The organism is Sorangium sp. So ce1036 (genome assembly GCF_051369805.1).
GTDB lineage: Bacteria > Myxococcota_A > Polyangia > Polyangiales > Polyangiaceae > Sorangium > Sorangium cellulosum_F.
The window spans coordinates 911,546-937,702 of record NZ_JBBMOX010000001.1 but is presented as its reverse complement, the minus strand read 5'-3'; the positions used below and the strand labels follow the sequence as shown (position 1 = coordinate 937,702).

20 protein-coding genes and 1 pseudogene are annotated in these 26,157 nt (G+C 72.3%); 6 read left to right on the top strand and 15 right to left on the bottom strand.

Features of this window, described 5'->3' with window-relative positions; all coding sequences use genetic code 11:
* Positions 1-37 precede the first annotated feature (37 nt).
* The 3 genes from WMF31_RS03365 to WMF31_RS03355 all read right to left on the bottom strand — a co-directional run bounded on the left by WMF31_RS03365 (position 38) and on the right by WMF31_RS03355 (position 3,970).
* Positions 38-1,372: a serine/threonine protein kinase gene (locus WMF31_RS03365; protein ID WP_436600552.1), complete on the bottom strand. Its 1,335-nt coding sequence runs from the start codon at positions 1,370-1,372 to the stop codon at positions 38-40.
* A 264-nt stretch (positions 1,373-1,636) separates the two neighbouring features.
* The gene (locus tag WMF31_RS03360; RefSeq protein ID WP_129353765.1) at positions 1,637-2,092 is read right to left on the bottom strand and encodes a helix-turn-helix domain-containing protein; all 456 of its coding nucleotides are present in this window, start codon (positions 2,090-2,092) and stop codon (positions 1,637-1,639) included.
* A gap of 66 nt (positions 2,093-2,158) precedes the next feature.
* Positions 2,159-3,970, bottom strand: coding sequence for an ABC transporter ATP-binding protein (locus tag WMF31_RS03355; protein ID WP_436600551.1), 1,812 nt, complete (start codon positions 3,968-3,970; stop codon positions 2,159-2,161).
* Between the two features lie 129 nt (positions 3,971-4,099).
* Between WMF31_RS03355 and WMF31_RS03350 the strand changes: the two genes are divergently transcribed.
* Entirely contained in the window at positions 4,100-4,483 is a 384-nt protein-coding gene (locus tag WMF31_RS03350) for a hypothetical protein (RefSeq protein ID WP_129353769.1), read from the top strand.
* 417 nt (positions 4,484-4,900) lie between these two features.
* Positions 4,901-5,410: a hypothetical protein gene (locus WMF31_RS03345; RefSeq protein ID WP_436600550.1), complete on the top strand. Its 510-nt coding sequence runs from the start codon at positions 4,901-4,903 to the stop codon at positions 5,408-5,410.
* Between the two features lie 215 nt (positions 5,411-5,625).
* Here the strand turns inward: WMF31_RS03345 and argS are convergent, their stop codons facing one another.
* The 4 genes and pseudogenes from argS to WMF31_RS03325 all read right to left on the bottom strand — a co-directional run bounded on the left by argS (position 5,626) and on the right by WMF31_RS03325 (position 9,604).
* A complete protein-coding gene (argS, locus tag WMF31_RS03340) occupies positions 5,626-7,359 on the bottom strand; it encodes an arginine--tRNA ligase (protein WP_436600549.1) in 1,734 nt (577 codons plus the stop codon).
* Between the two features lie 334 nt (positions 7,360-7,693).
* Complete coding sequence (locus WMF31_RS03335) at positions 7,694-8,041, bottom strand: DUF4276 family protein (protein ID WP_436606516.1); 348 nt, start codon at positions 8,039-8,041, stop codon at positions 7,694-7,696.
* A pseudogene (locus WMF31_RS03330) lies at positions 8,022-8,306 on the bottom strand (DUF4276 family protein); the annotation flags it as partial. The gene WMF31_RS03335 and the pseudogene WMF31_RS03330, both read right to left, overlap by 20 nt.
* A gap of 38 nt (positions 8,307-8,344) precedes the next feature.
* Positions 8,345-9,604 (bottom strand): AAA family ATPase, encoded by a 1,260-nt coding sequence (locus tag WMF31_RS03325; RefSeq protein WP_436600548.1) that lies wholly within the window; start codon positions 9,602-9,604, stop codon positions 8,345-8,347.
* A 222-nt stretch (positions 9,605-9,826) separates the two neighbouring features.
* Here WMF31_RS03325 and WMF31_RS03320 point away from each other — a divergent pair, with 222 nt between their 5' ends.
* The 3 genes from WMF31_RS03320 to WMF31_RS03310 all read left to right on the top strand — a co-directional run bounded on the left by WMF31_RS03320 (position 9,827) and on the right by WMF31_RS03310 (position 13,329).
* Positions 9,827-12,064, top strand: coding sequence for a protein kinase domain-containing protein (locus tag WMF31_RS03320; RefSeq protein ID WP_436600547.1), 2,238 nt, complete (start codon positions 9,827-9,829; stop codon positions 12,062-12,064).
* Positions 12,065-12,241: 177 nt separating this feature from the next.
* Positions 12,242-12,559, top strand: coding sequence for a hypothetical protein (locus WMF31_RS03315; protein WP_129353779.1), 318 nt, complete (start codon positions 12,242-12,244; stop codon positions 12,557-12,559).
* Positions 12,560-12,708: 149 nt separating this feature from the next.
* Complete coding sequence (locus WMF31_RS03310) at positions 12,709-13,329, top strand: Uma2 family endonuclease (protein WP_436600546.1); 621 nt, start codon at positions 12,709-12,711, stop codon at positions 13,327-13,329.
* 179 nt (positions 13,330-13,508) lie between these two features.
* Here WMF31_RS03310 and WMF31_RS03305 read toward each other — a convergent pair whose 3' ends face one another.
* Both WMF31_RS03305 and WMF31_RS03300 read right to left on the bottom strand, forming a co-directional pair.
* On the bottom strand, positions 13,509-14,888 hold the full coding sequence (locus WMF31_RS03305; RefSeq protein ID WP_436600545.1) for a GH1 family beta-glucosidase: 1,380 nt from the start codon (positions 14,886-14,888) through the stop codon (positions 13,509-13,511).
* 58 nt (positions 14,889-14,946) lie between these two features.
* Entirely contained in the window at positions 14,947-15,150 is a 204-nt protein-coding gene (locus WMF31_RS03300) for a CopZ family metallochaperone (protein WP_129353783.1), read from the bottom strand.
* A 210-nt stretch (positions 15,151-15,360) separates the two neighbouring features.
* On the opposite strand from WMF31_RS03300, the gene WMF31_RS03295 reads away from it, so the two are divergent.
* A complete protein-coding gene (locus tag WMF31_RS03295) occupies positions 15,361-17,442 on the top strand; it encodes a DUF2169 family type VI secretion system accessory protein (RefSeq protein ID WP_242515479.1) in 2,082 nt (693 codons plus the stop codon).
* A 43-nt stretch (positions 17,443-17,485) separates the two neighbouring features.
* On the opposite strand, the gene WMF31_RS03290 is transcribed toward WMF31_RS03295, so the two are convergent.
* The 6 genes from WMF31_RS03290 to WMF31_RS03265 all read right to left on the bottom strand — a co-directional run bounded on the left by WMF31_RS03290 (position 17,486) and on the right by WMF31_RS03265 (position 25,868).
* A complete protein-coding gene (locus WMF31_RS03290) occupies positions 17,486-17,956 on the bottom strand; it encodes a hypothetical protein (protein WP_436600544.1) in 471 nt (156 codons plus the stop codon).
* A gap of 84 nt (positions 17,957-18,040) precedes the next feature.
* Positions 18,041-18,415 carry a DUF4150 domain-containing protein gene (locus WMF31_RS03285; protein WP_129353789.1) on the bottom strand — a complete coding sequence of 125 codons (375 nt, stop codon included), beginning with the start codon at positions 18,413-18,415 and terminating at the stop codon, positions 18,041-18,043.
* Between the two features lie 6 nt (positions 18,416-18,421).
* Positions 18,422-19,072, bottom strand: coding sequence for a DUF3540 domain-containing protein (locus tag WMF31_RS03280; RefSeq protein ID WP_129353791.1), 651 nt, complete (start codon positions 19,070-19,072; stop codon positions 18,422-18,424).
* Positions 19,073-19,089: 17 nt separating this feature from the next.
* Positions 19,090-20,181 carry a pentapeptide repeat-containing protein gene (locus tag WMF31_RS03275; protein ID WP_436600543.1) on the bottom strand — a complete coding sequence of 364 codons (1,092 nt, stop codon included), beginning with the start codon at positions 20,179-20,181 and terminating at the stop codon, positions 19,090-19,092.
* Positions 20,174-23,320: a DUF2169 family type VI secretion system accessory protein gene (locus WMF31_RS03270; RefSeq protein ID WP_436600542.1), complete on the bottom strand. Its 3,147-nt coding sequence runs from the start codon at positions 23,318-23,320 to the stop codon at positions 20,174-20,176. The genes WMF31_RS03275 and WMF31_RS03270 overlap by 8 nt, the downstream gene beginning before the upstream one ends.
* A gap of 130 nt (positions 23,321-23,450) precedes the next feature.
* Complete coding sequence (locus tag WMF31_RS03265) at positions 23,451-25,868, bottom strand: type VI secretion system Vgr family protein (protein WP_436600541.1); 2,418 nt, start codon at positions 25,866-25,868, stop codon at positions 23,451-23,453.
* Positions 25,869-26,157: the final 289 nt, after the last annotated feature.

Genomic DNA, 26,157 nt, shown 5'->3' with positions numbered 1-26,157 from the left:
GTTTTTCGTTGCGGTCGAGCTGGATGCCCTCGGCAGGTCAGTAGGTGGCGACGCCGTACCAGCCCGGCCGATGTCGCTCGGCCGCCACGCCGGCGGGGGGCGCATGCCGCGGCGGCGGGGTCAGGGAGGCCGGCGCGTGACGGCGGGGGATGCGGGGGCTCTCCACGGGGGCCACCGCGGGACGCACCGCCGCGGGCGCGCCGGGGTCGCATCGCGCCGGTACGGCCAGCGCGGCCTCGCCCTGGGCCGGGACAGCCAGCGCCGCCTCGCGCGCGGCGTCGTCGCGCGCCGGGACAGGGGAGCCGGCAGGGGGCGCAGGGGGCGCGCTCGGCGGGGTGACGCGCGCGCGCAGGGGGACGGCGACGCCGACGCGCGTCAGGGCGACCGCCAGGAGCGCGAACGAGAGCAGCGCCCCGGCGGCGAGCACGAGCCGGCGGCGCCGGCGGGGGTCGGCGATCCGGACCGTCGGACGCCGGACGGCCTGGGGCGGGAGGGTGCCGGTCGGCAAGGTGTCGCGCGACGCCGGGCCAGGCGCGCTCCGCTCGGTGTCCGGCCCCGGGACCGGAGGCCGCGGCGCCTCCTCCTCCGCGACCGGAGGCTCCGGGGCGGCGAGCAGGGGCCGCACGGCGACCACGAGCTCCTGGATCGTCTGGAAGCGCGCGTCCGGGTCCTTCGCGAGCGCGCGGGCGAGCGCCTCGTTCACCCCGGCCGGCACGCCCCGGATCGGCGCCGGCACCTCGCGCAGCGCGCACGCCTCGAGATCGTCGCGCCCCTCGAACGGCGGTCGCCCCGCGAGCACGCAATAGAGCAGCATCCCGAGGCCGTAGACGTCCGTCCGCCGATCGATGGGCCACCCGCCGAAGAGCTCCGGCGCCCGGTACCTCGCGGCCTCGGCCATGGCGTCCGCCGGCGGCCCGAACAGCCGGTGGAGCCCGAACGCCCTCAGCACGGCGGCCCCCCCCTCGGTGATCACCACCGTGTGCGGGCCGAGATCCCCGTGCGCGAGCCCGAGGGCGTGCGCCGCGCCGAGCGTCCGCGCGACGTCCGCGACCAGCTCGTACGCGACCGGGCGAAGCCGGGGCAGGAGCGCCTCGACCGAGGGATCCTCGCCCGTCCGGGCAGCGGCCCACCCGGCGCCGCCCTCCGTGCCGCCCGCGATCACGGGCTCGATGCCGCGCACCGCCGGAGGCAGCGAGAGGAGCCGCTCGAGCTCGGCGCGAAAGACGTCGGCGTCGAGGAGGGCGTCCTCCTGGACATAAAGGGTCACCTCGTGGCCGCTCGCGTCGAGCGCGCGATAGGCGCCGACCGGAGCAGGCGAGTCGAGGCTGGCCACGATGGTGTAGCCCGCGAACTCCTGGCCCAGGATCACCATGAGCCCCTCACCGCGCCCCCCATCGCGGACGTCGCGGGGAGGGCCCCGGCGCGGGAGGAGAGCAGAGCGCGATCTGCGATGTCGGATCAACCCAGATGATTCGGATCACTGCGTCGGACCTCCGGCACGAGGTTCGAGTCCATCGCATCCCCGATAGAGAGATCGGGGAGCATCGGTTCGGCGCAAGATAACAGAGGTCTCGAGCCCACGGAAGCCGTTGCCAGGGCGAGCCCCCCGGCTCACGGGGCGCGCGAGATGGCGTGATCACTTGCCGGTTCGCCGGCTGGACGGCGGGGCGGCGCGGCCCGAGACGACGCGCTCGGGCGGGCGTGACCTGGGCGGAGCCGCCGGACGGGAGCGCTCCGGATCCTCGCTGGCCAGGGCGAGCATTGCTTGCTTCCGCGGAGAATCGTCAGGCTCCATGAGCAAGAAGAGAATCGCGTTCTGGAGCGACTCGTGCGCCTGGTCAAAGAGCTCTGCCACGACGGACGCCACCGGGCTGCGCCCGTCGCCGGGGAGCAGGAGGCGGGGATCGCACTGGAGCCCCTGGGCGATGAGCCCGAGCGCGCCGAGCCCGAGATCCCGCTCGCCGCGCTCGACCTGCCGCAGGTAGGTGGCCGAGAGCTGCGCCCTCTCGGCGAACTCCTGCATGCTGAGCCCGCGCAGTCGCCGGAGGATGTGGATCGCCTGGCCGACCTCCTTGGGGAGCGTGTCGCGCATGACCGCGAGCCTAGCAGGCAGAGCTCGCTCGAGCCGCCTCGCGCCAGGGGGGGCGCCGCGGGGAGGCTAGAGATAGCCTTCGGCCTGGAGCGCGAACATGCGGGCATACCGCTCGCCGCGGGCGACGAGCTCGGCGTGGGCGCCCTCCTCCACGACGCGCCCGCCGTCGAGGACGACGATGCGGTCGGCCATGCGCACGGTCGGGAAGCGGTGCGAGATGACGATCGTGGTCCGCCCCCGGGAGAGCGACCGGAACCGCTGGAAGACCGCGTGCTCGGCCTCGGCGTCGAGCGCCGCGGTCGGCTCGTCGAGCACGAGGATGTCGGCCTCCTCGCGCATGAAGGCGCGCGCGAGCGCGATCTTCTGCCACTGGCCGCCGCTCAGCTCGACGCCGTCCTTGAACCAGCGCCCGAGCTGCGCGTCGAGGCCCCCGGGCACCGCGGCCACGACCTCCTCCGCGCCGCCCTCGGACACCGCGCGCGCGACCCGCGGCTCGTCCGTGAGGTGCTCGACGCTGCCGAGGGCGACATTCTCGCGCAGCTTGAGCTGGTACTGGTTGAAGTCCTGGAACACGACGCCGATCCTCCGGCGGAGCGCGTCCACGTCCCAGGCGCGGAGATCCTTGCCGTCGAGCAGGATGCGCCCCTCGGTGGGCTCGTAGAGCCGGGTGAGCAGCTTGATGAAGGTCGTCTTGCCAGCGCCGTTGTGGCCGACGAGCGCCAGGCTCTGCCCGGCCGGGATGTGCAGATCGACGCCCCGGATCGCCCAGCGCGACTGCCCCGGATACCGGAAGCCCACGCCCTCGAACCGCACGCCCCGCTCGCCCGCCGCGGCGCCCTCGCCCGCGGCGCGCGCCGCCGCGCCGCCGTCCGGGAGCGCCGGCGGCGCGCCCGTGGGGATGCCGAGGTACTGGAAGAGATTCGACATGTAGAGGTTGTGCTCGTACATGCCGCCGACCCCGGAGAGGACGGCCTGGAACGCCTGCTGGCCCTGCCGGAAGGCGGCGACGTAGAGGACCATGTCGCCGAGCGAGAGCCGCCCTGCCGCGGCGCCGAGCGCCATGGCGCCATAACAGCCGTAGAACGCGGCGGTCCCGAGGAGCGACAGGCCATAGGCCCACCCGGCGCGGCGGACCGCGAGGGCGCTGTCCTCCCGGTAAAACGAGGCGGCGAGCGCCCTGTACCGCTCGCGGAACATGGGGCCGAGGCCGAAGAGCTTCACCTCCTTGGCGTGGCCGTCGTTGGCGAGCACGTACTCGAGGTAGTTGAGCCTCCGGGCGTCGGGCGAGCGGAAGTTGCGGAGGCGGAACGCCGCGCCGGAGAAGCGCGCCTCGGCGACCGTGGCGGGGATGGCCGCGACGACGAGCGCGAGCACGGCGAGCCCGCTGAAGCCCACGAGCAGCGCGGCGTAGCCGGCGAGCGTGACCAGGTTCTGCACGAGGGCGAAGCTCTCGGTGACGACCGCGGCGGGGCGCGAGGACGCCTCGCGGCGCGCGCGGGTGAGCTGGTCGTAGAACTCGGGATCCTCGAAATGGCGCAGATCCAGGGAGAGCGCCTTGTCGAGGATCCGCGTGTGGATGTCGATCGAGAGCTTCGCGCCGAGCAGCTGCCGCGTCAGCGCGAGGCCACGCTGCGCGAGCGAGAGCGCGGCCACGAGGCCGAGCTCCACCGCGACCCACATGAGCGCCGCGCGCTCGTCGCGCGCGACCACGGCGTCCGTGATCGTCTTTCCCACGTAGGCCACCCCGAGCGGCAGCACCGCCGCCGCGAGGGTGAGCGCGCCGAGCGTGACGCTGGCCGCCCTCGAGGAGCGCCAGACGAGCCCGAGCGTCCGCGGGGTGTGGGCGAAGGTTTCCCGCAGGCGAGAGAGGCCGAGCATGGGGGCGGAATCTAACCACGCCGCCGCCGTCTGCCCGCGGAGGCGCGGCGGCGGCCCCCGGGGCCGGGGGCGCGGTGGCGGCCGCGCGCCGGGCGCGGTATCCCCGGGGCTCGGACAAGGAGGCTCTTCATGTCGAGCATGTCGAATGTGACCATAGGGTACGGGGCGCTGCTCGCGGCGCTCGGCGTCGGCGGCTTCGCCGCGACGGGGGCGACGCACAAGACGGCGCTGATCCCGGCCGGCTTCGGGGTCGTCGCGATCGGGCTCGGCCTGCTCGCGAGGCAGGAGCGGTATCGCATGCACGCCATGCACGCGTCGGCGCTGCTCGGCCTCCTCGGCGTCCTCGGCTCGGCCCGCGGCCTGTCCAGGCTGCCCGCGCTGCTCTCCGGCGGCGACGTGGAGCGCCCGGCGGCCGTCGTCGCCCAGTCGCTGATGGCCGGCCTCTCCGCGGCGTTCGTGGTCCTCTGCGTGCGCTCCTTCGTCGCGGCGCGCCGCGCCGCCGCCCGCCCCTGAGCGCGGCGCGCGTCGCGCCCGGGCGCCGTCTCGACGACAGCGCGCCGCCCGGGCGCCGTCTCGCGGACCGCGCGCGCCGTCACGGAACCCCGCTTCACCACCTCGCCAGAGCGCCGAGCGCCCCTGTCGGCGGAGAGCCCGCCACGCGGCGGCCGGCCGTGTCGAATCCGTAGAGAACGGCCGATCGCGCGCGGGCATCTCGCCTCGATGCTCTCCCCGTCCCTCTCCCTCTCTGCGCGTCGGTTCGAGGCTCCTCCCCGCTCGGCGGATCTCCCTATGTCGATTGCATGGCAAGTCTGGCCACCAATCCGGAATGCCACAAATCCGCGCAAAAAGAGCCAGATCGGCGACCTCGGGAGCCGTGCTTGATGTAACGTCGTTGGCATCAGGCCATCAACTACAACAAGAGCGAACACCATGCTTCGACGCGTCATTGCATTGGGGCTGACGGCGCCGTTTTTCCTCTCGTGCGTGGAGAACGGGGCGATCATGATCTGGAGTTGCAAAGAGTGCCCCGAGGGCTGGACCTGCACAGAAGACACCTGCATTCCGCCGCATTGCAGCAATGGCATCATGGATGACGAGGACGGAGAAACCGACACGGACTGCGGCGGTTCGTGCGGGCCTTGCCGCCTCGGTGCCTCGTGCAAGACCGGGCTCGACTGCAAGGAAGGCGTCTGTCATCTCGGCACGTGCCAGGCCCCGACGTGCGTGGACGGCGTGGCGAACGGCTTTGAGACCGGCGTCGACTGCGGCACCCGCTCGTGCCCGCTCTGCCCCGCGGGCGAGGGCTGCCTCGCCGGCGAGAACTGCGCGTCGGGTGTGTGCAGGGGGCGCGTCTGCCAGGATCCCACGTGCGACGACGGGGTCCAGAACGGAAACGAGACCGCCGTGGATTGCGGCGGGGATTGTCGCGCCTGCCGTTAAGGATCACGACGCGGAGGAGATGCGGTGATCCCGAGCGGGGCGCCCCGGCGGAGAGGCCGCGCCGGGGCGCCTCGGGCCGCCCCCGGGGACATGGGGAGTCCCAGGGGGCGCGCCTCGTGAGTGGGCAATCTGTGAGCGCGAATACAGCGGGAGGGGAACGGAGGGGAACGGCGCGCGCTCCCCCGCGCCGCGTCGCGCCGGCGCGGACGCCGCCGCTACATCCGCTCCGGGGCCTCGATGCCGAGCAGGCCGAGGCCCTTCGCCAGCACCTCCGCCGTGAGATCGCACAGCGCGAGGCGCGAGCGGCGCACCTCCTCGCTGTCCGCGCGGAGCACCGGGCAGCGCTCGTAGAAGGTCGTGAACGACCCGGCGAGCTCGAACAGGTAGCCGCACAGCCGGTGCGGCTCGAGCGTGGCGGCCACGTCCTCGAGCACCGCGCCGAACCGGAGCAGCTCCAGCGCGAGCGCCCGCTCGGCCGGCTCGCCCAGGGCGACGCCGGCCCCGCGCGGCGACGCCACGCCGGCCTTCCGGAAGATCGACCGGATGCGCGCGTGCGCGTACATCAGGTACGGCGCCGTGTTCCCCTCGAACGCCAGCATCCGATCCCAGTCGAACACGTAGTCCTTGATCCGGTCGCTCGAGAGATCGGCGTACTTCACCGCGCCCACGCCCACCGCGCGCGCGACCGCGTCGGCGGCCGCGGCGTCGAGCTCCGGGTTCTTCTCCCGCACGACCTTCGACGCGCGCTCCACGGCCTCGTCGAGCAGGTCCGAGAGCTTCACGCTGTCGCCGCTCCTCGTCTTGAACATCTTCTTGTCGGCCCCGAGCACCGAGCCGAACGCCACGTGCTCGGCGCGGGCCGGCGGCGCGAGCCAGCCCGCCTCGCGCGCCGTCGCGAACACCATCGCGAGGTGCTGGCTCTGCGTCGCGCCGACGACGTAGACGAGCCGCTCGGCGCCCAGGGTCCGCAGGCGATGGCGGACCGCGGCGAGGTCGGTCGTGGGGTAGCCGTAGCCGCCGTCCTGCTTGCGCACGATGAGCGGCAGCGGCTCGTCGCCCTTGCCCGTGAACCCGGCCGGGAAGACGCAGAGCGCGCCCTCGCTCTCGCGGGCGAGCCCCTTCCCGGAGAGCTCCGCGATCACGTCGGGCAGCATCGGGTTGTAGAAGCTCTCGCCGGCGAAGTCGGCCTCGGTGAGCGTCACGCCGAGGCGGCGGTAGACCGCCTCGAAGTAGCGCGTCGACTCGCGCACGAGCCGCCGCCAGAGGGCGAGGGTCGGCTCGTCGCCGCCCTGGAGCCGCACGACCCGCAGGCGAGAGCGCTCGGCGAACGCCGGGTCGCCGTCGAACTTGGCGCGCGCCTGCTTGTAGAAGGCGTTGAGGTCGCCGACGGAGAGCTCCTTCGCGGCGGCGTCCTCGCCGAGGTCGAGCATGTGCTCGATCAGCATGCCGAACGGCGTCCCCCAGTCGCCGAGGTGGTTCTGGCGGATGACGCGGTGGCCGAGCGCCTCGAGCACGCGCGCGATGGCGTCGCCGATGATCGTGCTGCGCAGGTGGCCGACGTGCATCTCCTTCGCGGCGTTCGGGCCCGAGTAGTCGACGACGACGGTCTCGGGCCGCGCCGCGGGCGCGATCCCGAGCCGGCCGCCCTGCGCCGTGTCCGCGAGCTCGCGCGCGAGGTAGGCGTCGTCGAGCGTGAGGTTCACGAACCCGGGGCCCGCGATCTCCACCTTGCGGCAGATCCCGGAGACGTCCAGCGCCGCCACGATCGCCGCCGCGACCTCGCGCGGCGGCTTGCCGAGGCGCTTGCCGAGCGCCATGGCGGCGTTCGCCTGGTAGTCGGCGTGGTTGGAGCGGCGCAGGGAGGGGTCGGTGGCGGCGTGCTCGTCGCCGAACGCGGCGACGATCGCCGCCTTCAGGGCGCGGGAGAGGGCGTGGACAGGATCGGCCATGGCGCATCCTTGGCCCGGGAGGGCCGCCAGTTCAATAGGCCAGCGGGCGCCGATGTGGGCGCGGCGGGGCCAGGGGCGGGGCGCAGCATGGAGGCCCGGCGCACGGGAACCCGGCGTCCGGGAGACTCTGCCGGGCAGGCGCTGGGGGCCGGCGGTCGCGTGGAGCGAGCCCCGGGATGAGCGCTGGACCGAGGACGGCGGACGGAAATCCCAGGCCGGAGGGCGCTGTACCCAGGTCGGACGGCGAGCGCCCGGTAAAGCACGCCCCCGGCGAGGAGGGAGCTCATTGAGCCGGGCCGCCCGGCCCGGCTCCCCCGCCGCCCCGGACGCCGATTCACTTGACGGCGGGATCGACGGCTCCGCCCTCCGGGGCCGGTGTCATCTCTTGCAGTGCAGCGTGCAAGATCCGGAAGCTTCCCGAGCGATTACGTTTCGGATCCATGTGCTCGGCGATCGCCCGAGCCGCCTCGATCTTGCGAAGCCCGCCTGCAAAATACCCAGCCTTCCGGAGGACCCGCTCGAGCGCCTCGCAGGTGCCTCCCCGGATCGCATCGGGGTCGCGGAACTTCGCCTGCGACGGGATCGTCGTCGCGACCGTGGGGGTACGCCGCCACCACCGCCTCCCAGTCGCCGAAGAACCATGCCTCCAGCTCCTCGACGGCGAGTCGATTGACGACCGCATAGGAGGAGCCCGCCGCGCGTGAACGGGTGGTGAGCCCTGCCTGCTCTGCCATCAGGTCGAGCCGCCTCTTCAGCTCTACGCAATGGTCGTCGTCCACATCGACGATGACGAGGATGCGCCAGCTCGAGGGCAACCAGCTCGCATACCCCCTCAGCCGAGCCGGTAGCCGCATCAGGAGGTCGTCCTTGCACAGATGGCGATAGATCTCGAACGACACCTTGCCCGACAGTATCCGGGGCAAGAGGATGCGCAGCGCCGCCTCCATGGACGGCTCTTCCACCAGAACTTCGAGGTGTTCGACCCTCAACGGGGACGCTCCTTGCTCGTCGGAGCCCCCGCGTTGACGAGCGGATCGCCGGCGCTCAGGTGTCCCTCGATCCAGAGGTGGCCCATCGTAGCTCCCGCCGCCACGAACTCGGGAATTCCCTTGATGTCAGAGGCACGAACCGCCTCGGTGTACCCCAGCTCGTTACGGTAGAGCACACGGATCTCTTCAGGCTTCAGGACGTTCAGGAAGAAAGGCGAGTGCGTCGTCACGAGGAGCTGAGAGCGCTCCGTAGCGGCCCTGCACTCCTCGGCGAGCTCCGGGAGAAGCCGCGGGTGCAAGAAGTTCTCCGGCTCCTCGACGCCGATGAACTGCGGCGCCTCGGGATCGTAAAGGACCGTGAGGTACGCCAGCATCTTGAGGGTACCATCCGAGACGAAGCGTGACAGCACGGGGCGGTCGAAGGGCGCGTCTTTGATCTGCAGGAGGAGGCGGCCGTCGGGCATGGGCTCTGCGAGGACGCGCTCGAGCCGCGGTACGCGGCGTCGCAGCGCGTCGAAGATGCGCTCGAGCCGCTCTGGGTGCTGCTCCTTGAGATGCTGAATGACGTTCGGCAAGTTGTCGCCCGTCTTGCTCAGCCTGTCCTGCGGACCTGCCTCCGGCTGGTTGCGCGTGTCATCGATGGACAGGTAGGAAACGTACCAGTCGGTGATGAACTCTCGCAGCGCCGCGACGCGAGGGTGCTCGGCAAACTGCCCCAGGGTGTTCACGGCGATGAGGTCGGGAGAGCGCAGGGGGGACTCGATCCGCCTGTCACTTTCGTCGGGCTCCTCTCCGCTCACGGCAGATCCTTGGCCCCTGCGATAGTCCAGGAATCGAAACGGGCGACCGACCTGCTTGCCGCGACGCCACGACAGCCACTCCTCGGCGACGAACACCTTGCCGCCCTCTTCGTCCACCGCGAGGTGGTACGTGATGAGCGGCGCGTCGAGGCGCTCACGGTACTTGAGCTCGATGGTGATCGCGCCGGCCTGGCCGCGTGTCTTCAGCTCTCTTGCGCGCCCCCTGCGATCCCAGGCGTGACGGAGCCCGAACTGGAAGCACTCGGACAGGAAGTTGAAGACATCGAAGACCGTGGACTTACCGCTGCCGTTGGCGCCGAGCAGCACGGTGAGGGGTGTGATCTTTTCCAGCGCAATGGATTTCAGCGCTCGGTAGTTCTCTACACGCAACGCTTCGAGCCGCGCGGGCGTATGCTTCCCCTGTCTCGTCCGCCGTGTGATCTTCCTGGTGGCCATCCGCCCTTCCTCCTCGCATGTGCACAGGGGCGCCATGGAAGGCGTGCTCCCCCTCCTGCGGCCAGCAGGTGCGACGGTGAGCCCACCGTAACCGCTGCGCGGTTCTGGTACAAACGAGCGCGTGTTCCGTCAAGGTGCGCGCCCGGACGGGCGCTCGCCAGGTGACCTGCGCGCCGGTCCCCTTTGACAAGAAGCGGGCAAAGCCGGAGAGTTCTCGGCGCCGTGAGCACGCCGCCGCCCCCTGCCCCCGCCCCTCCGACGCCCGCCGCGGGCGACGCGGCCGCAGTGGACGCGGCGGCCGCGCTGGTCGACACGGTCATCTCGGATCGGTACCGGATCGTCGAGCTGGTCGCGACCGGCGGCATGGGCGCGGTCTACAAGGCCGAGCACCTGCTCCTCCGCAAGTGGCTGGCCGTGAAGATCCTGCTGCCCGCGGCCAAGGGCTCGCCGGAGCTCACCGCGCGGTTCGAGCGCGAGGCGATCGCGGGCGCGCACATCCAGCACCCGAACATCGCGTCGGCGACCGACTTCGGGACCCTCCCCGACGGCTCCCGGTTCCTCGTGCTCGAGTACGTCCGCGGCACGACGCTCGACCGCATCATCAAGAAGGGCCCGGTGCCCGCCGCGCGCGCCGCGGAGATCGCGCGGCAGATCGCGGCGGCGCTCGCCGCGGCGCACGAGCGCGGCGTCATCCACCGCGATCTCAAGCCGCGCAACATCATGATCGAGCAGGGCACCGACGCCGTGAAGCTCATCGATTTCGGCTTCGCGAAGGTGCCCCTGGAGCGCCTCTCCACGACGACGGACGCGCCCTTCGGCGAGGCGCGGGCGGAGCCCGTCCGGATCACGCTGAGCGGCATCGTCTTCGGCACGCTCGCGTACATGGCGCCGGAGGCGGCGCAGGGCATGGAGAGCGTCGACGAGCGCTCGGATCTCTACGCGCTCGGGATCATCCTGTACGAGATGCTCGCCGGGAAGCGCCCGTTCGAGGCGATCGTGCCGGTCGAGCTGTTCCACGAGCAGTGCACCGCGACGCCGCCGCCGCTCCGGCTGCGCGCGCCGGGCGTCCTCGTGTCGCGCGAGCTCGAGGCCGTGGTGATGCGCCTCTTGCGCAAGGAGCCGGAGGCGCGCTACCCGAGCGCGCGCGCGCTGCTCGCCGCGCTCGACGCGGCGATGCCCACGGCCGAGGCGCTCGGCCTGCTCCCCTGGAAGGACCCGCTCGGGGGCCTCGGGAGCGCGCTGCCGTTCGGGAACGCGCTGCCGCCGCGCCACGACCCGGCGCGCGCGCCGGAGCCCCCGGAGGCGCCCGCGTGGCCGGCGCCCGCGCGGCCGGCGCCCGCGGCTCGGCCGGGCGCGGCCGAGGTGGCCGGGCCCGCGGCGGTCGGCCCGGCGGCCGCGGGCGGGGAGCCGGCCGGCGAGATGCGCGGCCCGGGCGCGCGCGGCGTACCTGGACAGGGCGGCGAGGCGCGCGGCCCGGGCGCGCGCAGGGCGCCCAGGCCGCGGCGGCGCCTCGCGGGCTGGCTGCTCGGCGCGGCCGCGGTGGCCGCGGGGGGCGCGCTCGCCGCGCAGCTCCTCGGCCGCCTGCCCGCGGGCGCGCCGGGTCCAGCGGCCACCGGCCCGGAGCTCCGCGGGGCGGCCGCCGCGATGCAGGCGTCGCCGCGGGACGGCGCGCGCGCGCCGGGCGACCCCACGATGCCCGCGCAGGCCACGCCCGCGGCCGCCCCCGGGGTGCGCGCCCCGACCCCCGAGCCGCTCGCCTCCGCGGCTGCCCCCGGGGCGAGCGCCCCGGCCCCCGAGCCGCTCGCCTCCGCGGCCGCCCCCGGGGCAAGCGCCCCGACCCCCGAGCTGGTCGCCTCCGCGGCGGCGCCGGCGTCGAGCGGGGCGCCCGTGGCGCCGGGGCCGAGCGCGGGCGCGGGGCTCCCGGCCGAGCGCGGGCGCCTCGTGGAGGCGGTGAACGCGAAGCGGTGGAAGCAGGCGGAGGACGCGCTGCTCGTGCTGATCGAGCAGGACCACGCCGCCTTCAAGGAGCGCGACGTGATGATGGCGGCGGCGGCCGCCGCGGTGAAGACCGCGTACCGGGCCGACGACCGCGCGGATGCGATCTTCGACGCCCTGGAGAACCGCCTCGGCCCCGACGGCCTCGACGTGGCCTACGAGATGGTGAGCGGCTACGGCGGCACGCGGGGCGGAAAGCGCGCGGCGGCGCTGCTCCGCCGCCCCGAGGTGCTGAAGCGCGCGAGCGCCCCGCTGCGCATCGCCGTGGAGCTGCGCGAGGCCCCGTGCCGGCGCAAGGACGCGCTCTTCGAGCGGGCGGCGCTCGAAGGCGACGCGCGCGCGCTCGTGTTCCTGGACATGCTCCGCTCGTCGCAATGCCAGCCGCGCATCGGGCAATGCTGCTTCCACCGCCACGCGGGGATCGACCGCGCCGTGCGCGTGCTGCGCGATCGGCTGCGCAACTGATCCGCTCGCCGCCGCGCGGCGCGGGCCGCGGCCGCGCGGGCCCGGGCGCCTGGCGGGACACGCCCCCGCGGAGGTCGAGATGGGCTAGGCTCGCGCCGCCGTCCGCTGCGCCCGGAGGCCGGCGAGCATCGAGGGCTGGAACGGGTCCAGAGGACGCCAAGGAACGAAGGAAAAGGAATGAGCGACAAGACCAATGAGGATCTCTACAGGGCTTATCTCCTGGCTTACGCGTGCAGCGGCGACGCCTCCAAGGTCGCCGTGCTCCAGGATGCGCGCCCGCTGACCTCGGCGGTCGCCGCTGCGCTCGCGCTCGCGGAGCGCGACCGGCAGGCGGGCGAGCCACCGGACACGTGGGATTCGCTGACCGAGCGGCTTCAGGCGATGTTCGACACCTTCGACCCGAACGGGTACGACCTGGCGACCGGGGAGGAAGAGGACGAAGACCTCCTCGACGACGAAGAGGACGAGGACGGAGACGAGCCGATCGCCTCCTGAGCCGCCCGAGGGGGGGGCCGCGGCCGCGCGTGGCGCAGGGCGCTCTCGGGAGGGCCCCGCCCGCGCGGCGCCTGCGCGGCGCTCCGGGGCCGGTGGGCGGTGCCGGTGGGTGTGGGATGGAGCGCAGGGCGCCCATGCTACGGTAGGGCATGCGCGCGAGGGCGTTCGCCGAGGTGCTGAGACCGGAGCCGATGACGCTCGAGGCCTGGGCCGATCTGGGCGAGGACGAGCCCGGTGAGCTGGTCGACGGCCGATTGGAGGAGGAGGAAGTGCCGTCCAATCTGCACGAGCTCGTGGTCGCCTGGTTGCTGCACGTGCTCAAGAGCTGGGCAGCTCCCCGGAGAGCGCTCGTGTTCGGTTCGGAGCACAAGCTCGGCGTGTCGGAGAGGTGCGGACGGAAGCCCGACGTGTGCATGTACGCGCCGGGAGAGCGCCTCGGTGCGCGCGCGTCCCTGTCGCGCACGCCGCCTGCGCTGATCTTCGAGGTGCTGTCGACCCGCGCCCGTGATGTCCGGCGGGACCGGCTGGAGAAGGTCAACGAGTATGCTCGGTTCGGCGTGCGCTGGTACGGCCTGCTCGATCCCGAGGCGCGCGTGCTGGAGCTCCTGGAGCTCGGGCCCGATGGCCGCTACGTGATGGCGCGTTCCGTGGGAGAGGGGACGATCGCGCTCCCCAGCTTCGAGGGGCTCGCGCTCGATCTCGACGCGCTGTGGAGCGAGACGGAGCTGCTGTTGACCGACGACGATGAGACCGCCGCGGAGAGCGGTTAGCACCGCGTCGCCCAAGCTCGTCCCTGGTCTCATGGGAGAAGGAACCGCAGAGGCACAGAGGACACAGAGGTTTTTCCTCTGCGCCTCTGCGATTCAATCCGTCCCCTCACGGAACCAGGGACGATCTCGGGCGACGCGGCACCAGGCGCTACCGGACGAGCGTCGCGCGCAGCGGCCCCTCAGGCGCCGAGGATCGCGCCGTTCGAGGCGATGAGCTCGCGGTACCAGCGCGCCGAGTCCTTCGGCACGCGCCTGCCCGTCGGATAGTCGACGAAGACGAGGCCGAAGCGGTGCTTGTACCCGTGGGCCCACTCGAAGTTGTCCAGGATCGACCAGTGGAAGTAGCCGTTCACGACGGCGCCCTCGGCCATCGCCCGGCGGAGCTCGCGCAGGTGGCGCGCCGTGAAATCGATGCGCTGCGGGTCGTGCACCTCCCCGTCGAGCGAGATCCAGTCGCGGCACGAGAGCCCGTTCTCGGTGATCACGATGGGCCGCCCGTACCGCTCATAAAAGAACCGGGGACCCCAGTAGAGGCACTCGGGCGTGACCGGCCACTCGAAGGCGGTGATCGGGTGCCCCACCGGGTGCGGCACGACCTCGGGCGCGCCGCCCGCCCCGGCGCGCACCGGGACCCCCCAGTAGACGTTCACGCCGCAGAAGTCGACCGGCTGCGCGATGATCTCCAGGTCGCCGCCCCGGATCTCGGGCAGCTCGCCCGCGAACAGGCGGAGCCCGTCCTCGGGATACCTGCCGAAGAACACGGGATCCATCCACCACGTGTTGGTCCACGTGGTGCGGGCGGCCACCGACCACGTGGCCGCCCGCGCGGCCTCGATGTCCTCCGGGGAGGAGCTCGCGGGGATCTTCACCTGCGCGACCGGCGCGTAATAGACATTGCAGCGCCCCGGGCTCGCCGCGCGGATCGCCTGCACCGATTTTCCATGCGCGAGCAGGACATGATGGCAGATGCGCAGGATCTCGGCGAAGCGCAGCCGGTCGCCGGGCGCGTGGCGGCCCTCGTAGTGGCCCGCGCCGACGAACACCTGCGGCTCGTTGAGCGTCATCCAGTCCTTGACCCGGTCGCCGAGCTTCCGGACGACGACGCTCGTGTACTCGGCGAACCAGTCCGCGCTGTCGCGGTTCAGCCACCCGCCCCGGTGATAGAGCGAGAGCGGGAAGTCCCAGTGGAACAGCGTCACGTGGGGCGCGATGCCCGCCTCGAGCAGCGCGTCCACCAGCCGATCGTAGAACGCGAGCCCGCGCTCGTTGACGGCGCCGGTGCCCTCCGGCAGCACGCGCGGCCACGAGATGCTGAGTCGGTACGCGCGGAGGCCGATGTCGCGCATGATACCGACGTCCTCCCGGTATCGATGGTAGTGGTCACACGCGACGTCGCCCGTCTGGCCGTTCCACACCGCGTCCGGCTTCCTGCAGAACATGTCCCACACGGACAGGCCCTTGCCGTCCTCGTACGCGGCGCCCTCGATCTGGTACGACGCCGCGGCGGCGCCCCACAGAAAGCCCTCCGGAAAACCGGTCCCGCTCTGGTCTCGCATCATGGTGGCCGCCACCCTATCAAACACGGCCGGGCGCCGCACCGTGGCGCGAGAGCGCCGCTCAGTCGACGCGGCGCGCCTCGTACCCGGCCTCGCGCACGGCCTCGACGAGCGACTCGGCCGTCGCGCTCCCCTCGACCACGGCCTCGCCGCGCTCGAGGCTCACCTCGCCCACCCGCGTGACGCCGGCGACCTTCGCGAGCGCCCTGGAGACCGCCTGGACGCAGTGGCCGCAGGTCATGCCCTCGATGACGAGTCTCTGCATCTGCCCCCTATGGCCGGTCGAGGCGGCAGCGTCAACGCCGCCGCCGGCCCCGCCCCCTCCGGATGGGCGCGGATCCTGGCCGGACCGGGCGCGGCGCTGCCAGCCCTGACGACGGTTTCCGTCACGTTTCCTCCGCGGGCAGGGCGCGGCGGCGGCTGACAAATGAATGTAGCAAACGGGCGCGCGGCACGGGTGCTAGGGCTAGATCTCGTGTCAGACAGCTTCCTTGTCGCAGATGCCGTCACGCCGCTCCACGGGACCGCGGCCACCGCCGTCGCCTGGCGCTCGCGGGGGCAGCTCCGCGTCACGGTGATCGCGAAGGCGACGTTCGCGTTCGCGCCGGACGCGGCGATGCCGCGCGCGGCGCCGCAGCCGATCCTGCGCGCGGAGGTCCACCACGGCGATCACCCGGCCCGCAGCGTCCGGTTCACGAGCGATCTCGCGCCCTGCCTGGCCCGGGCCGACGTGCTCTTCACGGGCCACGCCTGGGCGCCGGCCGAGCGCCCGGTCGACGCGCTGACCGTGCGGCTCGCGGTCTTCGACGGCCGCCGGCCCCTCGTCGACAAGCGGCTCGTCGTGCGGGAGCAGGGCGGCTTCCTGCGGGCGCCGATCGTCTACGAGCGCGCGGTCTGCAGGGCCGATCGGATGGACAACCCCCTCGGCGTCGCGCCGGGCGCCGGCGCGCCGGGCGTCCTCGACCCCGCCGCGCCGGACCGCCCCGCCGGCTTCGGCCCGATCGCCCGCGCCTGGCCGGCGCGGCGGCGGCGCCTCGGGCCCACGCCGCGCAAGGCGCTCGAGGGCCCCATCGCCGAGATCCCCGACGGGTTCGACTGGTCCTACTTCCAGGCCGCGCCGCCCGACCAGCAGACCGAGCTCCTGCGCGGCGACGAGTGGATCGTGCTCGAGGGGCTGAGCCCGGGGCGGCCGCTGCTCCGGATGCGCCTGCCGGCGGCGCGCGGCATCGCGTGCGTCCACGGCCTGTCCGCCTTCGGCATGCCGGAGGGCCAGCCGCTCGATCTGCGCGCCGACACGCTGCGCATCGACGGCGACGAGCAGCGCTGCACGCTCGTCTTCCGGGGCAGCTTCCCGGTCGCCGGCGAGGCCGCGCTCGCGGCCGTGCGGATCGCGGCCGGCGTCGCGTCCGCCGGGACGCCGCTCGCCTGGGTGGAGCCGCGCGCCCCGCGGCGGGCCGCGACGGCGCCCGAGCCCGCGCGGGCGCAAGGCCCGACCGGGACCGTGAGCATGGCACCCCCGGAGAGCCATGCTGCGCCCTCGAGCGGCGGCGCGCTCTCGAGCGGCGGCGCGCCCTCGGCGCAGGACGCGACGCTCTGGCTCGACCACGAGGAAGCGGCGGCGTCGGGGCAAGGGCCGGCGCTCCCCTTCTCCTCGGCAGCCCCTGCGTCCTCCGCCCCGCCGCCGTCTGCCTCGTCGGCCTCGATCGAGCAGGCCGGCGGCGCCTCCGCCCCGCCCGCGACGCTCGCGCTGGCGCCCGACGACGAGCCCTCCCCGCCCGGCCACGCCGCCCTGCCCTTCGTGGCGGCCGCGGCCCCGAGCCCGCCCCTGGCAGCGCCGCCGCCGGCGTCCTCGCCGCTCCCTGGCGCTCCGTGGTCGGCCCAGCGCGCGCCCGCCGCGCCTGCGCCCTGCGCCGGGCCGGGGACGCTCATCCTGGCGCTCGATGCCTGCGAGCTCCCCTGGCCCCCCCTCCCCGCGGCGAGCCCGCAGGAGGTCGACCTTCCCGCACCTCCCCCGGTGCAGGATGAGGGCGGGAAGAGCGGCGCGTCGCGCTTCTACCCCGACCTCCGGCGCCCGTGGACCGACCGCGCCGGCGGCGCCGAGGAGGCCCCCCCTTCCCTCGCGTCCGCGCCCGACCGTGAGGAGATCAGCCTGGAGCGCTGCGCGGCCATCGCGGCGGAGCTCGCGGAGCGGCGCGCCCCTCGGTCCGAGGTGCTCGCGGCGCACGGCCTCTCCGCCGCGCGGTGGCGAGAGGTCGAGCAGCGATGGGAAGACGCGATGGACAGGGAGCAAAGGCGCGGCGACCGATCGCTGCGCGACCGCTTCGACGCCGCCTACATCGCCGCGTGGGAGTCCCTGCGCGGCCCGCTGGAGGTCGCCGGCTATGCTCGGTTGATGCTGGCGCACGAGCACCGTGAGCTCGACGCCGCCCTCGACGCCCTCGCCATCCGGCGCACCGTATGGGTCCGCGTGAGGCGGCTCTGGAGCAAGCGGCTCGCGGATTCGCCGGCCCTCGCCGCGGCCGTGAAGGAAAGGATGGCCGCGCTGCGCGGCGCGTGACGGCGCTGCGACGATCGGGCCCCCCGCTCCGAGCGGGCCGCGCTCAGCGGGCGTTGCAGGCGAAGATGTGCTCGATGGCGTCCACGCACATCTGCTCCGCCACATCCTGGGTGATCCGAGACAGCGCCCGGAATCGCGTGAGCTCGGTCAAGGTCTGGCCGACGTTGACCTCGGCGATCACCTCTCCATCGCCCTCGGCGTCCGCTCTGGAGAAGAGGCGGATCAGGTTGCTGGCGTCCACCGGCACGCCCCGGAGCAGGATGTGGAACTCGAGGCTCGGGGTCTGTTCGCCCACGTCATGCTCGAGCCGGTACGCGTGGCCCGACGCGGCGAGCTCGTCGCCGATGGCCTCGAACGTGGGCACGATGATGTCGGCGAGGATCCGACGGAAATCGGCGTTGAAGCGCTCGCGCCGGTCGGGCAGGTCGGCGCCGCGCGTGCCCTGGGAGAGGCGCGCGCCGTATTTTCTCTGGATGATCGCCAGGCGGATGCGGGCGTGCTCGTTGATGGGCATGCTCGTGTCCCTCACCGGGAAGAACAGCGCAGGGGTCGATGTCGCTCTCGCGGACGGCCCTCGTCGAGGGTGACCACGCGGACCTCAGAGGAGCAGCACCTTGACCTGGCCCGGGGCGATGTTCGTCCCGTTGACGTTGATCTGGTTCTGGATGCCCGTGGCGCCGAGCCGCACCGCCGGCTTGTTCTGGAGCAGCAGCTTCGGGTAGGGGACGAGGCGCCGCGAGGGGCCCATGTTGCGACGGGAAATGACGCCGCCGAGGACCCCGGGGTTATCGCCCATGGAGATCGGGACGATGGTCGCCAGGGTATGGGCGGCGCCCCTCCCCAGGATCACCTTGTACGCGACGGACGTCGCCATGGGTCGAGATGCCGTGTTGGGGTACGGGACGGGCCCCGGCAGGCAGACGTCGGGCACGCCGAAGTCGATCCCGCCGCCCGAGGTGATGGCAAAGCACATGTCCGGTCACCCTACCTGGATCTGATCGCCGTCGATCTTCACGACGTGCGACGCGGTGATCTTGGCGTTCTCGCCGTGCAGGGCGAGGCCGCCCTTGGCCGCATAGTCGATGCGCTCGGCGCGCACGTGATCCGCCTCTTCCACGATGCGGTAGGAGCGCTTCACCCTCTGCATCAGCCGCTCGAGCTGGGCGTCGAGGCTCCGGCCGATCAGCTTGGCCCGGTCGACCTCCCCGCGGACCACCTCGCTGACGAGCGAGAGCAGCCCCAGCGCGACGTGTCCCTCCCTGGCCTGGACACGGAAGGTCGACGCGGCCATCGAGAGGTCCTTGCCGGCCGCCACGCGCACGCCGTCAGGCGCCGAGAGGCCCAGCGAGCCGCGCTGCACATGGATCTGGAGATCCCCTCCGGAGACGAGGCGCGAGGGCGCGCCCTCCTCCCGCTCGAGGACGGCGAGGATGTACTGCGCGTCCTTCACGGCGGCGAGGAGCACCAGGTCCCCGGCGGCGGGCTCCAGCAGGCAGCTCGTGGCGCGCTTCGCGCGGACCTCGCCGTCGTCGGTCTCGACAATGTACGTGGAGCCATCGACGCGGAGCACGGCGCCATGGTCGCCGTGGGCTCCCCGCTCGTACCGCATCGTCCTTGCTACGCTCTGCATCGTCTCCTCACGAGTCCTCATGATTGCGGGGTGCGTTGACCGCCGGCGGGCCTCCCGAGGACGCTGGCCTGCCAGTCTTCTGCTTCCTTGAGCTCCTCGTCGTCGCCGTGCGCCAGCGCCTTGCTCAGCGGCCAGATCGTGCCCTTGTCCGTCACGCGGTGCAGCCGCGCGCGCGCCAGCGTCGCCTCGGAGAGGTCGGCGAAGGACACGTCGGCGTGGGAGAGGTCCGCGTCGCTCAGATCCGCCCGGCGGAAGCGGGCGCCCGGGCAGCTCGCCCGGTGCCAGACGCTCATCTCGAGCCGCGCCCCCGAGAGGTTCGCGGCGCCCACGCGCGCGTCGACGAAGAGCGCCTGGCTCAGGTCGGCCTGGGCCAGGCTCGCGTTCAGCAGGGTCGCCTCGACGAAGACGGCCATGTGCGCGACGGCCCCATCCAGCCGAGCTCCGGTCAGGTCGGCGCCCTTGAAGCTGCACCGCGCCAGCGTGGCCCCGGAGAGATCGCAGCCGCGCAGGTCGGCGTTCGTGAGCTGCGCCCCGCGGAGATCCATCCGCCGGAGGTCCCTGGGCCCCATCCGCACCTCGACGAGGATCGCTTCACGGAGGGTCGCGCCCGTGAGGATGGCCTGGGACAGGTCCTGACGGAACAGGACGGCCCTCGTCAGGTTGGCCCGGGAGAAGTCCGCGCCTCTGCTCTCGGCCTGGAACAGGCTGGCGTCGGCCAGGTTGGCGCGCACGAACCGAGTGCTCTCGAGGCTGGCGTGCGCGATGCCGGCCGACGAGAGGTCGGCTCCGGTGAGATCGGCCGACGCGAGGTCCACGTCCGAGAGGCTCGCCCCGACGAGCGAGGCGTCGGCGAGCGCAGCCCCCGCGAGCGTGCAGTCCATCGCGGTGCCGAGGTGGAAGTCCAGCCCCTTCAGGTTCGCTCCCGCGAGGTCACAGCGGTGGAAGATCGCCTCGCGCACCTTGACGCCCGCCAGGTTGGCGCCGGCGAAGGAGACCTCCTCGAAGATCCCACCGGAGAGATCGAGGCCCGAGAGGTCGCGGCCCGACAGGTCCAGCGCCGAGACGACCTCTCCCTCGTCGATCCGCTTGCGCAGCGCTTCCCTATCCATGCTGCCTCTGGGGCGGTATCACCCGAAGTCGCTTGAGGTTGGCGCCCTCGAAGCTCGTGTCGTCGTCTCCGACCATCCGGTCGGCGCACACGCCGAACAGGTTGGCCTTCTCGAAGACGGCCCCGCGGACGCAGGCGTGGTTCATGACGCTCTGCCTCAGGTCCGCGGCGTAGAGCGACGCCCCGGTGAGGTTCGTCCGGGTCAGCATGGCCTCGACGAGGCTCGCGCGATCCAGGGTCGCCTCGGACAGGTCCGCCTCGCTCAGCAGCGCGCCGCGCAGGTCGGCGTCGGAGAGGTCGCTGCCGCGGAGGCGCGTCCCCATGAAGTTCGCGCCGGTGAGCGTCGCGCCGCTGAAATCTGCGCCCGCGAAGGACGAGCCCTTCACGCTCGCGAGGTCCCTGGCCACGGCGTTCCGGAAGACGGCGCCGTCGCCCTCGACGGCGATGAAGGTGGCGGAGCTCAGGTCGACGCCGGTGAAGTCGACCTCGGTCACGTTCACCTCGTTGAACGTGGACCCCGAGAGCCGCGCGCCGAGGAAGCGCGCTCCCGCGAGGTCCACCTCCTGGAACGTCGCCTTCTCGGCGACGACGCCCTCCAGGTTCGTGTCGCGGAGGTTCGCCTCGGAGAGGTCGGCGCCCGAGAGCCTGGCGCCGGACAGGTCCGCTCCCCAGAGATTGGCCTTGACGAGCACGGCCTCGCCGAAGTCGACGCCTCCGAGGGCCTTCACGTCCCGCAGGCACGCCGAGCCGAGGTTGGCCCCATCGAGCCTGGCCTCCGAGAGGTCCGCGCCCTCCAGGTCCGCGTGCGCCAGGATGGCTCCCGTGAGCTTCGCCTTTCGCAGGTTGCTCCCGGTGAGAGAGGCCGACTCGAGGATGGCGCCCGAGAGGTCGACCCCCTCGAGGTCGAGGTGGGCGAGGTCGGCGCCCGAGAGGTCGCACCCCGCGAAGCTCCGCCCTTCCCTGTGCCCGGACTCGACCTCGCGGCGCAGCCGCAGCGCTTCCTCGCTGTCGAGGCGCGCCGAGGCCGGCAAGAGGTGCGCGAGCAGCCGCCCCTCTTCGCCCCACCCGGCGCGGAACGAGGCGATGTCGTCCAGCTCCTCCGCGGATTCAGGGGCGTCGTCCGCCGCAAATTCAGGGACGTCGTCCGCCGCAAGCTCGGCGGCCTCGTCCTCCGCAAGCCCGGCGGCCTCGTCCTCCGCAAGCCCGGCGGCCTCGTCCTCTGCGAGGTCACCGCCCAGGGCCTCGTCCTCTGGAAAGATGTCTCCGGCTGGCTCCTCGGGCTGGGCGTGGGCGGCCTCGGGCGCCCCGTCGGGGTCGTCGTCGTCGAGGTCGGCCTGAACGTCCCGGGTCCCGTCCTCGAGCGCTTGCCAGTCCACCGCCGACAGGAGCTCTTCGGCGCTGTCCGGTGCGATGCCCTCGCGCTGCATCGCCTGCCGCAAGCGATCGCGCGTCTGCAACACCGAGATCTCGCTCGGCCCGCTCGGCTGCCCGGCGGCGCTCCGGCGCGCTCCCGCGAGCAGCGCATCGACGTCCACACCTTCAATCTTCGACCCTCGGCCGGTGATCTCGCGCTCGAACAGGCTGATCATGGCCTCCTCGGGCTCATCGAGGGGCTCGGGGTCCTCCAGGGGGCCTTGCTGGGACAGATAGGCCTCGGGATCCAGGCCCTGGTCCCGCAGCCGCTTCTTGGCCAGCTCCAGGACCACCTGCTGCTGGCGAACCATCTCGATGTCCTCGGCGTCCTCCGGGTCCTCGGCGAGATGCGGGGTGGTCGCCACGGCCGCGGTCTCGATCGGCTCCGGGTCCGCGTCGTTGTGCGCCTCGGGCTCGGACGCGAACCACGCGAGGCTCTCCTGTTCCTGCCAGTCCTCTGGAATGTCCATGGCCGGCCCCGCCTCGTCCTCGTCGGTCGCGGCGTCGAGGGGCTCGGGGTCGATCCCCATCTCGGCGAGATCGGCCTCGATCTCTTCGATGTCGGGGTCCCTCCCTGCTCCGGCTCCGTGGACACCGGCGGCGACGCCGACCGCGGCCGCGCCTCCGACGGCCCGATCCGGAGTACCTCCCAAGAGCCCCTGCCGCCTGAGCCTCGACGCGAGCCCGGAGAGCCTGTCATCGGGCAGCGGCGGCGCCTCCGCATCCTCGGGCTCGGGCATGAGCCTGTCATCCTCGTCGTCCGGGAGATCGGGGTTCCGAGGGCCGAGGCGCGGGGTCAGGTACTCATGGTAATACGCGGCGGGCCTGGGTGCGTCCATGGCCTCGCAGGCGACCAGCACGGCCACCACGTCCTTCGCGTCGTCCTCGGCGATCTCGACGCCGCCGCGGAACAGGACGACTCCCCGCTCGCGGTGCGGGAACAGGCGCACGGTGTCGAGCTTCATGGCGGGCTCGCGGATCACCACGCCGTCGCGCGTGCGCAGGCAGACGAAGCACCGGCTCGCGACCCCGGGGAGGGCGCCTTCCATCCGGGGCTCGTCAGGGTGCATGTTCTCGACCACGAAGGCCTCGTCGCCCCGGAAGAACCCGTCGATCTGCTGGTCGTCCGGGGCCATGTTGAACATCGTCGGGTCCAGATCCCGCGCGAAGCCAGGGAAGCTCTCGTCGCGCCACGCTGCATCGTACGTGCCGATCTTGGAGGACCTCTGGGGCCAGGTGATGTCGTACCCGTCGAGGCCGGCGGGCGACGGGCGGTCGTCGCGCGCGCGGATCAGGTGCCTGGGCGACTCGATGTTGGGCAGCGCTGCGCTCCTGTCGCCGTGGCCCTTGCCCAGCGGGTTCCTGGCGAACCCCGCTCCACCGAAGGCGTTGCGCCAGGTGACCGGCATCTCGGTGAAGGGCGCCGGATCCGACATGCCGAGCAGACCCCACGTCCGGTCGCCGATCACATAGAGGCTCTTGTCGATGGGTCCGAGCTGGACGCGGACCGAGCTCGCGGGGCGGGCGACGCGCCCCGGCGGATAGCAGCGGCCCGTGACGAGGAGCTCGCCCCGGGTCTTGGGGTTGAGCTCGTCGAGGAGCCCGTCCTCGCCGAGCTCCTCCGCGGCCACCTGCCAGACCGTCGGCTCGTAGAGCAGCCGGGCCGGCCTGTCGTAGGAGAAGCCGACGAAGGCGGTGATCAGGAGGTGCGGGGTGCGCTGGTTCATGAAGACCCTCGGCACCACCCCGAGACGCATGGGCTTGACGATTTTCATCCGACGGCATCCAGGGCAGAGGGCTCGATGGATCCTGCGGCTCAGCGGCGAGCGCGAGCCTGCTCCACGCGCGCCAGGCGGATCACTTCAGGATGTGCAAATCCGCGTTCGAGAGCTCGAGGTGGGTCTTGATCTTCATGATCTCGTGCGCGGCGTTGTAGCCCTTCGCCCGGATGGTCGAGAGCTTCAATTCCTTGATCTCGTGCGGGGCCTTCTTGTAGGCCAGACCCTTGATATTCTCGTATTTCGTCTTGTCGATGACCTCGACGCGCGACCCGATCTTGGTCTTGTAAAGACCGGTCACCGTGCCCTCGGCGGGGCCATGGATGGTGGTCTCGCTCCGCCCGGTGACCGTGGTCTTTCTCGTGCCGAAGATCTCGGTGGTGCTGCCACCCCTGATCGTCGTCTCGCTCCCCCCCGCGTGAACGGTGGTCTTTCGCCCTGCGAGCAGGTCGGTGGTGACGCGACCGCCGATCCTCGTCTTCTTCGTGCCCACGACCTCGGTCTCGCTGCTGGACCAGATCTTCGTCTCGCTTCGTCCGGTCACGTCGGTCTTTCGCGAACCCAAGAACGCGCTCCTGTCGTTCCCCACGATCCGGGTGCTGCGGTTCCCCGAGACGACCAGGCCGCTGTTGCCTCGGATGGTGACGCTGCGATTGGCCATGATCGAGGTCGTGTCGTCGCGAACGATGGTCGTCGTCCGGCTCCCCTTGATGCGGGTCTTTCGATTGCCGTAGACGTTCGTGGACTCGTTGCCGAGGATGCGTGTGTCGCGATAGCCCAGGATCACGTTCTGCGAGTATCCAGCGACGAAGCTCCCGGAGTATCCCCCGACGAAGCTCAAGCTGAAGCCTCCCACGATGCTCTCGGAGATCCCCGCGGTGATCGCCGTCCGGTTGCCGGTCACGATGTTCTCGGAGGAGCCTCCGATCCACGTGTAGGCGTGGCCCTGCGTCTTGACCTCATACGACGCGCCGGCGTTGGGCGCCCCCATCCGGATGTAGGTGTTGTCATAGGGCGTCGACAGGGTGATCCGCTCCTGCCCGGCCTGGTCCTCGAGCTCGAGCCGGTTCCGCCCGCCCGTCTGGAGCACGTTCCGCGTGTTGTTCCCGGAGGTGACCGGGCTCGGCGTCAGCGCGTTGGGCGCGACCCCGACGATGGCCGGCCGGTCGGGGTCGCCTCCCTCGAAGGCGCACATGACCTCGGTGCCGGCGCGCAGCGGGAAGTGGAAGCCCTCGATGCCGCCGCCGTGGGGCTGGAGCATCCGGACCCAGGTCGACGCCTTCCCCCCGCCCAGGTCGCTCTCGTCGAAGTGGAACTTGATCCGGTAGCGGCCATGGGTGTCGATCTGCGCGTAGTCGCTGACCGCCGCGCCGTCGACGACCGCGGGCTCGGTGCCGTAGATGCGCGGCCACGCGGTGACCTGCGGCGCGCGGAACTGCGTCGTCGCGGGGATGGCCCTGGCCTCCATGCGATAGCTCCCGCGCCACGGCGCGAGCTCGTCGAGCTCGGGCATGTCCGGGGCCTGGTTGGACCAGTGCTCGACCTCGGTGGCCAGGTACTTCGTGTTGAACGCGGCCCGCGGGTGATCCTCGAGCTCGAAGGTGAACCCGGGGACCAGCGTCGCCGCCTTGCCCATCGCCTGGTAGACGACGCCGGCCGCGGCGAGGCTCTCGGCCTTGACGCGCGCCAGCCGCTCCCCGTCGCCCGGCGAGAAGAACCGCGCGCCGAACAGGCTGACCTCGCCGAAGCCGCTCTCGCTGACCGACGCCTGCCCGACGACCGGCACGGCCGGCGTGGCGTAGTTGTGGTCCTTGAGGCGGACCGCGCTGGGCACGGCGTCGTGCCGGCAGGTGAAGGCGTGGAAGGTGTCTTTCGCGGTGTTGGCGCCGCCGGGCTGCGGGTAATAGCGGATGGGCTTGCCGCCATGGGGCTGATGGGCCGACTTCTCGTCGATCAGCACCAGCGTCTCGCCGCCCTCCCCGTGCTCGAAGTAATAATAGATGCCCTCGCGCTCCATCCACCGGGCGATGAAGGCATAATCGCTCTCGCGGTACTGGCAGACGTGCTCTTCAGCGGCGTAGGCGCCCTGGAGCATGAGGGCGCAATCCGTGACGCCGCCCTTTTGAAGGACGGCGCCAAGGATCTCCGGGATGGTCTTGCCGGTGAAGACGCGGCTGTGAAACGACAGGGCGAGCAGGGCGAGGCGCGGGACCAGGGTGGCCCGGAAGACGCACCGACCGGCGAAGTCGTTGAGGAGCTCGATGCTGCCCAGGACGCCGCTCCGGAGGAAGCGCTCGCCGCCGTCGCTCCGCTCCAGGGAGACGGTCAGCGGCTGGCCCACGGCGGCGGCCATGTCGAAGCCGTGGCCGACATCGCTCGTCATCACCAGGAAGAGCTCGAAGCGATAGAGCTTCGAGATGCCCTCGGTCCCGCGAAAAGCTACGAGCTTAGTGGAAGGGGGCAGGGCGCTCGAGTGGACGACGAACATGTCAAGCATGGCGAGCCTCACGGGTGAGAAGCAGCGGCAAGCGCAGACGCATCGCATAGCCTAGACGGAACCTGTGTCAGTTGCGTGACGCGCAACGTGCTTGTTGTTGTCTTTCGATGACGCCTGGATGACGGGCCTGTCACCAGCTCCGCGGGCGGCAACGTTCACGCACACAGCCCCAAGCTCGCGCACATCGGCGCGACCGGCGCGGTCACGGGGCTGGCGCCGATCGAGGCGATGGGCGGCTCGGTCTCACGGCGCTCATCGCATCCGGCGAGAGGGATGGAAGGGACGAGGC